Annotated in this window: 8 protein-coding genes; 5 read left to right on the forward strand and 3 right to left on the reverse strand. The window is 70.3% G+C overall.

Annotated elements, in window-relative coordinates:
* Positions 1-18: 18 nt before the first annotated feature.
* Positions 19-207 carry a hypothetical protein gene (locus tag OG505_RS03345; protein WP_405430880.1) on the reverse strand — a complete coding sequence of 63 codons (189 nt, stop codon included), beginning with the start codon at positions 205-207 and terminating at the stop codon, positions 19-21.
* Between the two features lie 19 nt (positions 208-226).
* On the opposite strand from OG505_RS03345, the gene OG505_RS03350 reads away from it, so the two are divergent.
* From OG505_RS03350 to pulA, 5 genes are all read left to right on the forward strand, one after another.
* Complete coding sequence (locus OG505_RS03350; protein WP_405430882.1) at positions 227-1,033, forward strand: hypothetical protein; 807 nt, start codon at positions 227-229, stop codon at positions 1,031-1,033.
* Positions 1,034-1,069: 36 nt separating this feature from the next.
* On the forward strand, positions 1,070-1,459 hold the full coding sequence (locus OG505_RS03355; RefSeq protein WP_405430883.1) for a hypothetical protein: 390 nt from the start codon (positions 1,070-1,072) through the stop codon (positions 1,457-1,459).
* A gap of 135 nt (positions 1,460-1,594) precedes the next feature.
* Positions 1,595-2,260: a hypothetical protein gene (locus OG505_RS03360; protein WP_405430884.1), complete on the forward strand. Its 666-nt coding sequence runs from the start codon at positions 1,595-1,597 to the stop codon at positions 2,258-2,260.
* A 176-nt stretch (positions 2,261-2,436) separates the two neighbouring features.
* On the forward strand, positions 2,437-3,036 hold the full coding sequence (locus tag OG505_RS03365; RefSeq protein WP_405430885.1) for a cellulose binding domain-containing protein: 600 nt from the start codon (positions 2,437-2,439) through the stop codon (positions 3,034-3,036).
* Between the two features lie 109 nt (positions 3,037-3,145).
* On the forward strand, positions 3,146-8,647 hold the full coding sequence (gene pulA / locus OG505_RS03370; protein ID WP_405430886.1) for a pullulanase-type alpha-1,6-glucosidase: 5,502 nt from the start codon (positions 3,146-3,148) through the stop codon (positions 8,645-8,647).
* Positions 8,648-8,724: 77 nt separating this feature from the next.
* On the opposite strand, the gene OG505_RS03375 is transcribed toward pulA, so the two are convergent.
* Both OG505_RS03375 and OG505_RS03380 read right to left on the reverse strand, forming a co-directional pair.
* Positions 8,725-10,461, reverse strand: a complete 1,737-nt coding sequence (locus OG505_RS03375) for a hypothetical protein (RefSeq protein WP_405430888.1) — start codon at positions 10,459-10,461, stop codon at positions 8,725-8,727.
* Positions 10,462-11,003: 542 nt separating this feature from the next.
* Positions 11,004-12,983 carry a hypothetical protein gene (locus OG505_RS03380; protein WP_405430890.1) on the reverse strand — a complete coding sequence of 660 codons (1,980 nt, stop codon included), beginning with the start codon at positions 12,981-12,983 and terminating at the stop codon, positions 11,004-11,006.
* Positions 12,984-13,160: the final 177 nt, after the last annotated feature.

A 13,160-nucleotide genomic window follows, 5' to 3' on the forward strand; every position in this document is an offset into this window, starting at 1 on the left:
TCAACCCCGCCCGGGTCGTCAGGCGGGGTCGGCGGGTTTCGCTGCCGCACTGGCCTGGGCGTGACGTTCCAGCAGCCGCTGCCGGATCTCCTCCGGCGTGTACGCGCGCCGGCGCCGCTCGGCCCGCGCTATGACCACACCGGACGCCGCGACTCCGGCGAGGCCGGCGAGCCCGAGGACCTTCCACCACCGCATTCGTTGCCGCATCGGCCTAGGCTAGACCCTCATGAGCATCAGCCTGGATGAGGCCGTCGAGTTGACCCGCACCGGCGACGTGTGGGTGTTCCGGGGTCGTAGCGTGCCGGACCGGGCGATCCAGTTCACCACGAACAGCCCGGTCAACCACGTCGGGATGGCGGTCGTGCTGGACGACATGCCGCCGTTGATGTGGCACGCGGAGCTGGGCCGATCGCTGCCGGACCTGTGGTCCGGCACGCATCAGCGCGGTGTGCAGCTGCACGACCTGCGGGACGCGGTCTGCGTGTGGGCCAACCGGTACGGTCAGCGGGCCTGGCTGCGGCAGCTCGACCCGCCGGCGGACGGGGAGATGGAGCGGGCGGTGCTGCGGACCGTCGCGCGGTTGGACGGCACGCCGTTCCCGTCGACCGCCCAGTTGGCGTGGCGGTGGGTGCGCGGTCGGGTGCCGTCGCTGCCGGGCCCCGGCCGGGCCGCCCTCCGAGCCGTGTCGCGGGCCGCCCAGGCGACCTGGCCCAATCAGGCCGCTCCGGGCACTGCGGCCAACCCGGTCGGTTCGGGCACCGCGGCGAACCTGGGGACAACGGCCGCTTCGGGCGCTGCGGCCGACCCGGGGACAACAGCCGCTCCGGCCAGCGCGGCCGGGCGGGAGAGGGCGTTGGAGACGGCGTACTGCGCCGAGGTGGTGGCGGTGACCTACGAGGCGATGGGTCTGCTGCCCGCCGGTAAGCGTCCAAACTGGTACGACCCGGGGCGGTTCTGGAGTGGTGACGATCTGGGGTTGACCGGTGCCGCCCGGCTGGGTGCGGAGATCGAGGTGCGGGTTCCGCCCCGCTGAGGTTTGGCCCGCCCCGTGAGCGGCAATTGCTGTCGCGTGAACGCCTCCACCGATCTCGACGCGCTGACCGGCTTCTTCGACCGGTACGGCGCCGCGATGACCTCCGGCGACCTGCCGTCGCTCGCCGGTTGTTACGCCCTGCCCGGGTTGGTGGTGGCCGACACGTACAGCTTCTCGTTCACCTCCCTTGCTGCGGTCGCGCTGTCCTTCGTGGGTGCCGCGCCCGACTACCAGGATCGGGAGCTGATCGCCGCGCATGCTCGGATCGAGGACGTGCAGCCGGTGTCGGCGTTGCTGACCATGGTGTCGGTGGAGTGGGAGTTCCTGGACAGCCGGGGGTACGCGGTGCCGGGGGAGCGGTACCGCTATCTGCTGCGTACGTCGGGTGCGGGTCCGCTGATCTGCACCGTTGTCCGGACGGCCTGACCGCTGGCGGACCGTCCACGCGGGCGAGCCGTTTTCCGCGTCGGGTGGGCCGGTCGGTCCGATCTGTACCCGCGAGGTTTTCGGCCCGGCCGCCGCTGGCTACGCTGTCGCGTCGGTGGGACGAGGGGAGACCTGATGGCGTTGGGGCCGGACGGTGCGGGAGGTCCGCGGACGGCGCGCGTGCTGCTGTCGGTGCCGTGGATCGTGGTGCTGCTCGGCATCGGCGCGCTGGTGGTGCTGTTGGTGATCGCGCTGTTGTCGTTCCGTACGCGGGAGCGGGAGAGCGCGTCGCAGGCCGCGCCGCCGGTGTTTTTGCCGACCGTGCCGGCTACGGCGTCGTCGGAGCCGACGTCGGGTGGGCTGGAGCAGCGGACGGCGTCGCCGCAGCCGTCGCGGAGCAGCCGCGCGCCGTCGCCGCGCGCCACCACGGGTTCGCCGTCGCCGGCCCGGACGAGCGCCCGGGCGGTGGCGCCGGCGAGCGGGGCGGTGACCGCCCGGTACCAGGTCGGTACGGACGGCTGGAACGCGACGGAGGCGGTGCTGTCGCTGACGAACGAGTCGGCCCGGTCGGCGGACTGGCGGGTGGAGTTGGCGTTCGAGGAGAACATGCGCGGCCTGCGGGTCAGCGGTGATCCGGGGATCTCCGTGTCGGCGCAGGGTGACGGTGAGTTCGTGGTGAGCGGCGGGGCGGCGCTGGCTCCGGGTGACACGCAGACGTTGCGGTTGCGGCTGGCCTGGGAGGGGTCGGCGCAGCGGCCGGTGCGGTGCACGGTCAACGGCGTCGACTGCCGCTTCGGCTGAACCGGTGGCGGTGACGGCCGTCGCTGCTTCCGGGCCGGGCCGTCGATCGCTACGCTGCCCGGACGGCCCGCTGAGGGAGGTACATGTCCGGCATGCGTCGCGCGCCGCGGCCGTCGCACGGTCCGGCTGCCATCGCGTCGTCGCCGTGGATCGTGGCGTGCGCTGGCCTCGTCGTGATGGTGGTTCTGCTCTTTGTGGCCCTGGGCGCGTACCGGGGGCGTAGTCCGGCTCGCGACGACGGGCCGCCGCCGGCCGGGTTGCCGTTGCCGCAGGCGCCGGTCGCGCCGTCGGACGCGTCGTCGACGCCGCTGCCGGAGAGGGCGCCGGTGCTGCCGGGGCTGTCGCCGCGGGCGAGCGGGCCGCCGCCGAGCACACCGGCCATGTCGCGGCCGCCGGCGGTCGGCCCGACGGTGGCTCCGACCTCGCTGCGACCGTCGACCGGGGCGTCGCCGCAGCAGCCACGCGCGATGAGCGGGCGGTACCGGGTCGTGCAGAGCTTCGACGGGGGTTTCATCGGCGAGGTGCTGATCGTCAACGCGTCGGGTGCGGACCATGGCTGGACGGTGCGGTTCGACTTCGCCGGTGGGCGGCTGGTGACCGCCTGGGTGGAGGGGGTGCCACAGGGGACGCTGCGACAGTCCGACGGGAGCTTCACGTACGTCAGCGGGGTGGACGTGCCGGCCGACGGGTCGGTGCCGTTGCGGTTCCACCTGGAGCGGGCGTCCACGACGCCGCGGGGTTGCACAGTCGACGGAGTGCGCTGCAGCGGATTCTGAGCTGCACTTCCGCAAGGACCTGCTCGGTTACGACTTTGTTTGCAAGGTATTGCTGATTGTTTCGGCAAGGGTTAGCGTGCGGCCAATCACGACCAGAGGAAGGCCGTCGATGAAACCCCCGCCGATCCCGCGTACCGCCCTGCTCGCGCTCGTCTGCCTGCTCACCTTCACCCTCGTCGGTACGCCGGACTCCACGCGGCCCCTCGGCGCCGACGCCGACCCCCGAGCGTCCGGCACCGACCCCCTCGCCGCGGCCGGCGCCGTCCAGTGGCGCGACGAGCCCACCGCCGAGGCGTTGCTGGCCGCCGGCGACGACACCGCGCGTGCCGAGCAGTTCTACTTCGTCCTGCCGGACCGGTTCGCCAACGGCGACCGGCGCAACGACTCCGGTGGCCTGACCGGTGGCCGGCTGCGCACCGGGCTCGACCCGGCCGACAAGGGCTTCTACCACGGCGGTGACCTCAAGGGCGTCATCGACAAGCTGGCCTACATCCAGGGCCTGGGCACCACCGCCATCTGGCTCGCCCCGATCTTCAAGAACCGTCCGGTGCAGGGCAAGGGCGACGACGTCTCGGCCGGCTACCACGGTTACTGGATCACCGACTTCACCCAGGTCGACCCGCACTTCGGCACGAACGCGCAGCTCAAGGAGCTGGTCTCGCTCGCGCATCGGCGGGGGATCAAGGTCTACCTCGACGTCGTGGTCAACCACACCGCCGACGTCATCACGTACGCCGAGGACTCCTACGCCTACGTGGACAAGGCCACCTCGCCGTACGTCGACGCGCAGGGGCGGGCCTTCGAGGACCGCAACTACGCCGACGGCAGTCGTGACTTTCCCACGGTCGACCGGAACTCCGGCCCGTACACGCCGGTCTTTCCCGAGCCCGGCGACGCCACCGTGAAGGTGCCGGCCTGGCTCAACGACGCGACCATGTACCACAACCGGGGCGACTCCACCTTCTCCGGCGAGAACAGCGAGTACGGCGACTTCAGCGGCCTCGACGACCTGTGGACCGAGCGTCCCGAGGTGGTGCGGGGAATGACGAAGGCGTACGGCGACTGGATCGGCGCGACCGGCGTCGACGGGTTCCGGCTGGACACCGTCAAGCACGTCAACATGGACTTCTGGCCGCAGTTCACCAGGGGCGTCGAGCGAGCCGCCGAGAAGGCCGGCAAGAAGGACTTCTTCCTGTTCGGTGAGGTCTACAGCGCCAACCCGGAGATCACGTCGGAGTACGTGCGGCGCGGCGGTCTGCCGGCCACCATCGACTTCGCGTTCCAGGAGGCCGCACGAGGCTACACGGCGGGCGCCGGCTCGGCGAAGGCCCTCGCCGACGTGTACGCCCGCGACGACCTCTACGCCGCCCGGGACACCGACGCGGGTCGGCTGACCACCTTCCTCGGCAACCACGACATGGGCCGGATCGGGTCGTTCATCGCCGGCGGCGGCACCGACCCGGCTAGCCACCTGCGCCGGGACCAGCTCGCCCACCAGCTGATGTTCCTGACCCGTGGCCAGCCGGTGGTCTACTCCGGCGACGAGCAGGGCTTCACCGGCCCCGGTGGGGACAAGGACGCCCGGCAGGACATGTTCGCCTCGAAAGTGCCCGACTACCTCGACGACGACCTGCTCGGCACCGACCGCACCCACGCCAGCGACCAGTTCGACACCGGCCACCCGCTGTACCGGACGATCGCCGAGCTGGGCCGGCTGCGCCAGGCGCACCCCGCGCTGCGCGACGGCATCCAGGTCACCCGGTACGCCGCCGACGGTCCCGGCGTGTTCGCCGCCTCCCGGATCGCCCCCGCCGACCGGACCGAGTACGTGGTGGCGGTGAACAACGCCGAGACCGCGCAGACTGTCACCGTGGACACCTGGTCGGCCGGCGCCACCTTCACCGGCATTTACGGCGCATCGGGCGGCGAACAGGCCGGCGGCGACGGGAAACTCACGCTGACCGTTCCGCCGCTGTCGGCGGCCGTGTACCGCGCGGGCACCGCCATCGCCCAGCCGACCGGCAAGCCGACCATCAGCATCACCACGCCCGCGCCGGACGCGTCGGTGGCCACCCGCGCCGCCGTCACCGCGAAGGTGACCGGCGACCCGCTCGCCACCGTCACCGTGGCGGCCCGGGTGGCCGGCGGCAGGTGGACGTTGCTGGGCAGCGCCGACCACGCGCCGTACACCGTGCATCACGACCTGGCCGGCCTGGCCGGCGGCACCCGGATCGAGTACCGCGCCGTCGTGCGCGACGGCCGTGGCCGCACCGCGACGGCGCGGTCCGTCGCCGTCGTCGGCACGCCCGAGCAGGGCGGGTCCCGGGAGTGGGCGGTGGTGCACTACCAGCGTCCGGCCGGGGGGTACGACGACTGGGGGCTGTACGCCTGGGGCGACATCGACCCGGCGTACGTCACCGAGTGGCCCAAGGGGCAACCGTTCGCCGGGGAGGACTCCTACGGCCGGTTCGCCTGGGTGAAGCTCAAGCCCGGCGCGAAGTCGGTGGGCTTCGTGGTGGTCGACAAGAATGGCACCAAGGACGTCGCCCAGGACCGCAGCATCGACGTGACGGCCACCGGTGAGGTCTGGCTCAAGCAGGGTGACCCGGCGATCTACCCGAGCCGGCAGGCGGCCACCGGTCAACCGGATCCGCCGGTCGAGGAGGGCACCGCCCTCATCCACTACCGGCGGGCCGACGGCAACTACGACGGGTGGGGCCTGCACCTGTGGGACGGGGCGGCCAACCCGACCGAGTGGGCCACCCCGCTCACGCCGACGTCGATCGACGCGTTCGGCGCGGTGTTCCGGGTGCCGCTGGTGGCCGGCGCCACCGGGCTGAACTACATCATCCACCAGGGCGACACCAAGGATCTGCCCGACGACCAGCGGCTCGACGTCGCCAGCGCCGGCCGGGAGGTGTGGTTGCTCGCCGCCACCCCGGGGCGGCTGCTGCCGTCGACCGCGACCAGCGCAGGCGGGGACACCGACATCGGCACGCAGAAGGCGCACTGGATCGACAGGTCCACCGTGGCCTGGCAGACACCACCGACCGACGGTCGGGTGTACGCCCTGGTGGCCGCCCCCACCGGCGGGGTGAGCGTCGTCGACGGCGAGCTGTCCGGGACGTACACCAGTCTGCCGTTGCGGGCGCAGCGCAACGGGCTCACCGAGGCCCAGCGCGCGGCGTTCCCGCATTTGTGGTCCTACCGGGCCTTCACCCTGGACCGGGGTGACCTGGCGAAGGTGCCGGCGGCGCTGCGCGGGCAGCTGCTGGTCACCGAGCGCGACGCGGCGGGCGCCCTGCTCGCCGCGACCGGCGTGCAGATCCCCGGCGTGCTCGACGACGTGTACTCCGGGGCCACCCAGGTCACGCTCGGTCCGACCTTCGCCGGTCGTACGCCGAGCCTCGCGCTCTGGGCGCCGACCGCCCGGACGGTGGCGCTGCAACTGTTCGACTCACCCGCCGCCGCGCCGAAGACGGTGCCGATGCGCCGCGACGACCGCACCGGCGTCTGGTCGGTGCGTGGCAGCCACGCCTGGGCGGGGAAGTACTACCGCTACCAGGTGCAGGCGTGGCAGCCGGCCGCGCAGCGGATGGTCACCGCGTCGGTCACCGACCCCTACTCGGTGGCTCTCGCCGCGGACTCCACGCACAGCCAGTTGGTCGACCTGAACGATCCGGCGCTGGCCCCGCCGGGCTGGCGCACGCTGCGCAAGCCGGCCGCCGTGCCGGCGTCGAAGGCGCAGATCTCCGAGCTGTCGGTGCGCGACTTCTCCATCGCCGACGAAACCGTGCCGGCGCAGCGCCGGGGCACCTTCCTGGCGTTCACCGACCCGAAAACCGCCGGGATGACCCACCTGCGGGCGTTGGGCGACGCCGGTGTCACGCACCTGCACCTGTTGCCGGCGTTCGACTTCGCCACGATCCCCGAGAAGCGGGCCGACCAGCGCCAGCCGGCCTGTGACCTGGCGGCATTTCCGCCGGACTCCGAGGAGCAGCAGAAATGCGTGGCGGCGGTGGCCGAGACCGACGGCTACAACTGGGGCTACGATCCGCTGCACTACACCGTGCCGGAGGGCGGGTACGCCGTCGACCCGGTCGGCGCGGCGCGGACCACCGAGTTCCGGCGGATGGTCGCCGGGGTGAACGAGGCCGGCCTGCGGGTGGTCATGGACGTGGTCTACAACCACACCGCGGCGGCCGGCGTCGACGACAAGTCGGTGCTCGACCAGGTCGTGCCCGGCTACTACCACCGGCTGCTCGACGACGGGACGGTGGCCAACTCCACCTGCTGCGCCAACACCGCGCCGGAACACGCGATGATGGGCAAGCTGGTCGTCGACTCGCTGGTCACCTGGGCCAGGCAGTACAAGGTGGACGGCTTCCGGTTCGACCTCATGGGCCACCACCCGAAGGCGAACATCGTGGCCGTGCGTGCGGCGCTGGACCGGCTGACCGTCGCCCGCGACGGGGTGGACGGCAAGGCGATCATGCTCTACGGCGAGGGCTGGAACTTCGGCGAGGTCGCCAACGACGCCCGGTTCGTGCAGGCCACCCAGGCCAACATGGCCGGCACCGGCATCGGCACGTTCAACGACCGGCTGCGCGACGCCGTGCGCGGCGGCGGGCCGTTCGACGCCAACCCCCGCGCGCAGGGTTTCGCCTCCGGGCTCTACACCGACCCCAACGGCGACCCGGTGAACGGGTCGGCGGCGACGCAGAAGGCCCGCCTGCTGCACGCCCACGACCTGATCAAGGTGGGTCTCACGGGCAACCTGCGGGACTACCGGTTCACCGACACCTCGGGGCGCACGGTCACCGGGGCGCAGGTGGACTACAACGGCTCCCCGGCCGGCTACACCGCCGCGCCGGGGGAGGCCGTCACCTACGTCGACGCGCACGACAACGAGATCCTGTACGACGCGTTGGCGTACAAGCTGCCGCAGGCCACCACCCCGGCGGACCGTTCCCGGATGCAGGTGCTGGCGCTGAGCACGGTGGCGCTCGGGCAGGGCACGGGGTTCGTCACCGCCGGCACCGAACGGCTGCGGTCGAAGTCGTTGGACCGCAACTCGTTCAACTCCGGTGACTGGTTCAACCAGATCCGCTGGGGTTGCGAGCGGGGCAACGGGTTCGGCGCCGGCCTGCCGCCAGCGCAGGACAACCAGGACAAGTGGCCGTACGCGAAGCCGCTGCTGGCCGATCCGAAGTTGGTGCCGGACTGCGCCGCGATCAACCTGGCCGACGCCCGGTACGCGGAGCTGCTGCGGATCCGGGAGTCCTCGCCGGTGTTCGGGCTGGCCACCGCCGGCCAGGTGCAGCAGCGGGTCGCCTTCCCGCTCTCCGGCGAGAAGGAGACGCCGGGCGTGCTCACCATGACCCTGGACGCCCGGGGGCTGGACGGGAAGTGGAAGTCGGTGACCGTCGTCTTCAACGCCACCCCTGGGGCCGCGAACCAGACGGTGACCGGCCTGCGCGGGGCGAACGTGGCGCTGCACCCGGTGCTGCGGGAGTCCGCCGACCCGGTGCTGCGGACCGCCTCGTTCGACCAGGCGAGCGGCACGTTCACCGTGCCGGCGCGCAGCGTGGCGGTCTTCGTCCAGAACTGATCCCACGACGATCCGGCCCCCTGCCACCGAGGTGGTAGGGGGCCGGACCCTGCGTGGATCCGTTCGCTGACCGTCGGTCAGTTGAAGCAGTCCTTGACGGTGCCGGCGCAGTTGGTGGGGTCGTTGTTGGTGATGGTCGACTTTTCGTCGAGGCGGACTGTGCCGTCGTTGTTGAGGATGCCGCCGGCGACTCGGTGCTTCTTGGAGGAGTCGGTGGCGGTGTTCTTGGTGACGCGGGTCTTGGTCAGGGTGACTGTGCCCTTGTTGTTGAAGATGCCGCCGCCGTTGAGGGCGGTGTTGGCCTTGATTTCGGTGTCCCGCAGGGTGAGGCGGGCGTTGTCGTCCTTGTCGTCCTTGTTGTCGTGCTCCTCGAAGCCTTCCTTGAGCTTGACGTCGGGGTCGCCGTTGAAGATGCCGCCGCCGAAGCGTCCGGCGGTGTTCTCGACGATCTCGCTGTCGGCGATGGTGGCGGTGGCTTCCTGTTCCTTCTTGTCGCCGCTGTAGGACGGGTCTTCCTTCTTCTTTTCTTCGCCGCCGGTGTTGACGATGCCGCCGCCGTCCTTGCTGGCGTGGTTCTTGGCGACGGTGACCTTCTCGAGGTCGAGGTTGGTGTTGCGGGCGTAGATGCCGCCGCCGCTTTCGCAGGCGGTGTTCTTCTTGATGCTCGACAGGACGATCTTGACGAAGCCGCTGGAGCTGAACACGCCGCCGCCGTTGCCGTTGGCCGTGTTGCCCTCGATGGAGGTCTTGAAGATCTCCACGCTGCCGGCCTCGTCGCGGCCCTGCACGCCTGGCCAGTAGTCGTTGTTCTTTTCGTTGTCCTTGCCGTGTTCCTCGTGCTTGCCGCGGCCGTTGGCGATGCCGCCGCCGTTGTCGCCGGCGGTGTTGTTGGTGATGCGGGACTCGCGATCCCGCTCGTGGGAGGACTCGTTCTTGCCGTCGGCGGACCCGCCCTGGCCGTGGGAGGGCCAGTCCTTGTCGTCGGAGGACCCCTTGATCTTGAGTACGCCGACGTTGAAGATGCCGCCGCCGTTCTCCCGGGCGTGGTTGTTCTCGACCTCGCTGTCGTCGAGGTCGACCCGGCCGAAGTTGGCGATGGCGCCGCCGTTGCCTTCGGCGTTGTTGCGGGTCAGTTCGACCTTCTCCAGGTGGGCGCTGCCGCCGCGCTCGACCAGCAGCGCACCGCCGTCCGCTTCGCCGTCCTTCTTATTCGGCGGCGCGGGCTTCTCCGGGGCCGCCTGAGAAGCGTCGGGAACCTGCGGACTGCCGGGAACCTGCGGACTGCCGGGAACCTGCGGACCGCCGGGAACCTGCGGACCGCCGGGAACCTGCGGACCGCCGGGGCCCTGCGGACCGCCGTACTTGAACTCGGCGGCGTTGCCGTCCCTGACGGTGAGGTCCTTCAGGGTCAGGTCGCCGCCGTCGGCGACCCGGAAGATCCGGAACGCGTCCTCGGAGTCCCGCTTGATCGTCGCGTCGTTGCCCTTGATCGTGATCTCCTGCCGGATCGTCGGCAGACCCGTGCCGGACTTCTTGTCGGCGAAGCTCAACTCGTAGGTGCAGTGCGGGGCCAGCTTCAACGTGCCGCCCTGGTCCCGGTTGGCCAGATCGACCGCCTCGATCAGCTTCTCATCGTCACAAGGCACCTCCCGCACCCTGCCGTGCTCATCCCGGCCCTCGCCACGCTCATCCCGGTCCTTGCCACGCTCATCCCGGTCCTTGCCACGCTCATCCCGGTCCTTGCCACGCTCATCCCGGTCCTTACCGTCGTCCTTTGTGAGCTGCTGAGCCGTGGACCACTTCAGGTCGGTCAACCGGTGGGCACCGGTGGCCCCGGTGGTCGCATAGGCGACCCCTGCGAGGCTGACCGCTCCTGTGAGGCCCACAATGCCGGTGGCGAGCCAGAGCCGGCGACGACGGATCGGAAAGGTCGTCTCACGGTTGGCGCCATCGTTATTGCGAAGGTAGTTGGACATCGGAGCTCTCTGCCCTCTCCTTGTACCCGACAAGGTCGCTTCGCCACAGCGAGGCGGCCTTCGCTACAAATCGGTTGTAGCTGCTGAAGAACACCGTATGAGAACCTTCTTCGCCTCGTGGGCGTATGCGAAAAAAGCCCACATTAGGTATGTGGGCGGTGCAGCCGACAGCACGGCGGACGGCCGGGCAGCAGGGGCGTCACGGATGGCGAAGGGCGTCGCGGAGGGCGGAAAGGGCGCGGTCACTTCCGATGACCGCGCGGCCACCTCCGGCGGCACGCGTTCCTGACGCGCGACGCACCACAACCGGGTGGGCGACGCGGGGAGGGGAGTCCCTTTCCGCCGCGCGGCGGAAAGGGACTCCCGCGATCATGCGCTGGTCAGTTGAAGCAGTCCTTGACGGTGCCGGCGCAGTTGGTGGGGTCGTTGTTGGTGATGGTCGACTTTTCGTCGAGGCGGACTGTGCCGTCGTTGTTGAGGATGCCGCCGGCGACTCGGTGCTTCTTGGAGGAGTCGGTGGCGGTGTTCTTGGTGACGCGGGTCTTGGTCAGGGTGACTGTGCCCTTGTTGTTGAAGATGCCGCCGCCGTTGAGGGCGGTGTTGGCCTTGATTTCGGTGTCCCGCAGGGTGAGGCGGGCGTTGTCGTCCTTGTCGTCCTTGTTGTCGTGCTCCTCGAAGCCTTCCTTGAGCTTGACGTCGGGGTCGCCGTTGAAGATGCCGCCGCCGAAGCGTCCGGCGGTGTTCTCGACGATCTCGCTGTCGGCGATGGTGGCGGTGGCTTCCTGTTCCTTCTTGTCGCCGCTGTAGGACGGGTCTTCCTTCTTCTTTTCTTCGCCGCCGGTGTTGACGATGCCGCCGCCGTCCTTGCTGGCGTGGTTCTTGGCGACGGTGACCTTCTCGAGGTCGAGGTTGGTGTTGCGGGCGTAGATGCCGCCGCCGCTTTCGCAGGCGGTGTTCTTCTTGATGCTCGACAGGACGATCTTGACGAAGCCGCTGGAGCTGAACACGCCGCCGCCGTTGCCGTTGGCCGTGTTGCCCTCGATGGAGGTCTTGAAGATCTCCACGCTGCCGGCCTCGTCGCGGCCCTGCACGCCTGGCCAGTAGTCGTTGTTCTTTTCGTTGTCCTTGCCGTGTTCCTCGTGCTTGCCGCGGCCGTTGGCGATGCCGCCGCCGTTGTCGCCGGCGGTGTTGTTGGTGATGCGGGACTCGCGATCCCGCTCGTGGGAGGACTCGTTCTTGCCGTCGGCGGACCCGCCCTGGCCGTGGGAGGGCCAGTCCTTGTCGTCGGAGGACCCCTTGATCTTGAGTACGCCGACGTTGAAGATGCCGCCGCCGTTCTCCCGGGCGTGGTTGTTCTCGACCTCGCTGTCGTCGAGGTCGACCCGGCCGAAGTTGGCGATGGCGCCGCCGTTGCCTTCGGCGTTGTTGCGGGTCAGTTCGACCTTCTCCAGGTGGGCGCTGCCGCCGCGCTCGACCAGCAGCGCACCGCCGTCCGCTTCGCCGTCCTTCTTATTCGGCGGCGCGGGCTTCTCCGGGGCCGCCTGAGAAGCGTCGGGAACCTGCGGACTGCCGGGAACCTGCGGACTGCCGGGAACCTGCGGACCGCCGGGAACCTGCGGACCGCCGGGGCCCTGCGGACCGCCGTACTTGAACTCGGCGGCGTTGCCGTCCTTGACGGTGAGGTCCTTCAGGGTCAGGTCGCCGCCGTCGGCGACCCGGAAGATCCGGAACGCGTCCTCGGAGTCCCGCTTGATCGTCGCGTCGTTGCCCTTGATCGTGATCTCCTGCCGGATCGTCGGCAGACCCGTGCCGGACTTCTTGTCGGCGAAGCTCAACTCGTAGGTGCAGTGCGGGGCCAGCTTCAACGTGCCGCCCTGGTCCCGGTTGGCCAGATCGACCGCCTCGATCAGCTTCTCATCGTCACAAGGCACCTCCCGCACCCTGCCGTGCTCATCCCGGCCCTCGCCACGCTCATCCCGGTCCTTGCCACGCACATCCCGGTCCTCGCCACGCTCATCCCGGTCCTTACCGTCGTCCTGGCCTGCGGCCGGGCCGGCATCGCTGACGTTCTGCTTCGGCGCCGCCTGCGAGTCGCTGGCCCGCTGTGCGTCGTCGGACTTGTTGTCACGGGCAGCCAGCCCGCCCAGTGCCGCCAGACCGACGACGCCGGTCAGGCCGGCCACGCCGGTGGCGACCCACAGCTTGCGTCGCCTAGTCGACGGCGCGGCCGCTGGGGCCCCGCCGTCGGGAGTCGTTACGTCGTTGGACATCAGAGCCTTCCGCCCTTTCCTGCTACCAGACGGGCTCGTACCACCTGAGCGGCACGAGCAGCTACAAATGGGTTGCAGCCTGTTATCCACACCGTATGAGAAGGATCCTCGCGAGGCGGACGTATCCGAAAAAAGCCCGCATTCGCCTCACGTTGGTCGCGGTGGGTACACCGAGGCGCAGGGCGTGGAGAAAGGACCTGGGCAGCGCAAACAGCGGCGGGCCCCGCCATCGGTGTCAGGACGACGGAAAACGTCGCCGGCACCGGG

It is taken from the genome of Micromonospora sp. NBC_00617 (genome assembly GCF_045161355.1).
Taxonomy (GTDB): Bacteria; Actinomycetota; Actinomycetes; order Mycobacteriales; family Micromonosporaceae; genus Micromonospora.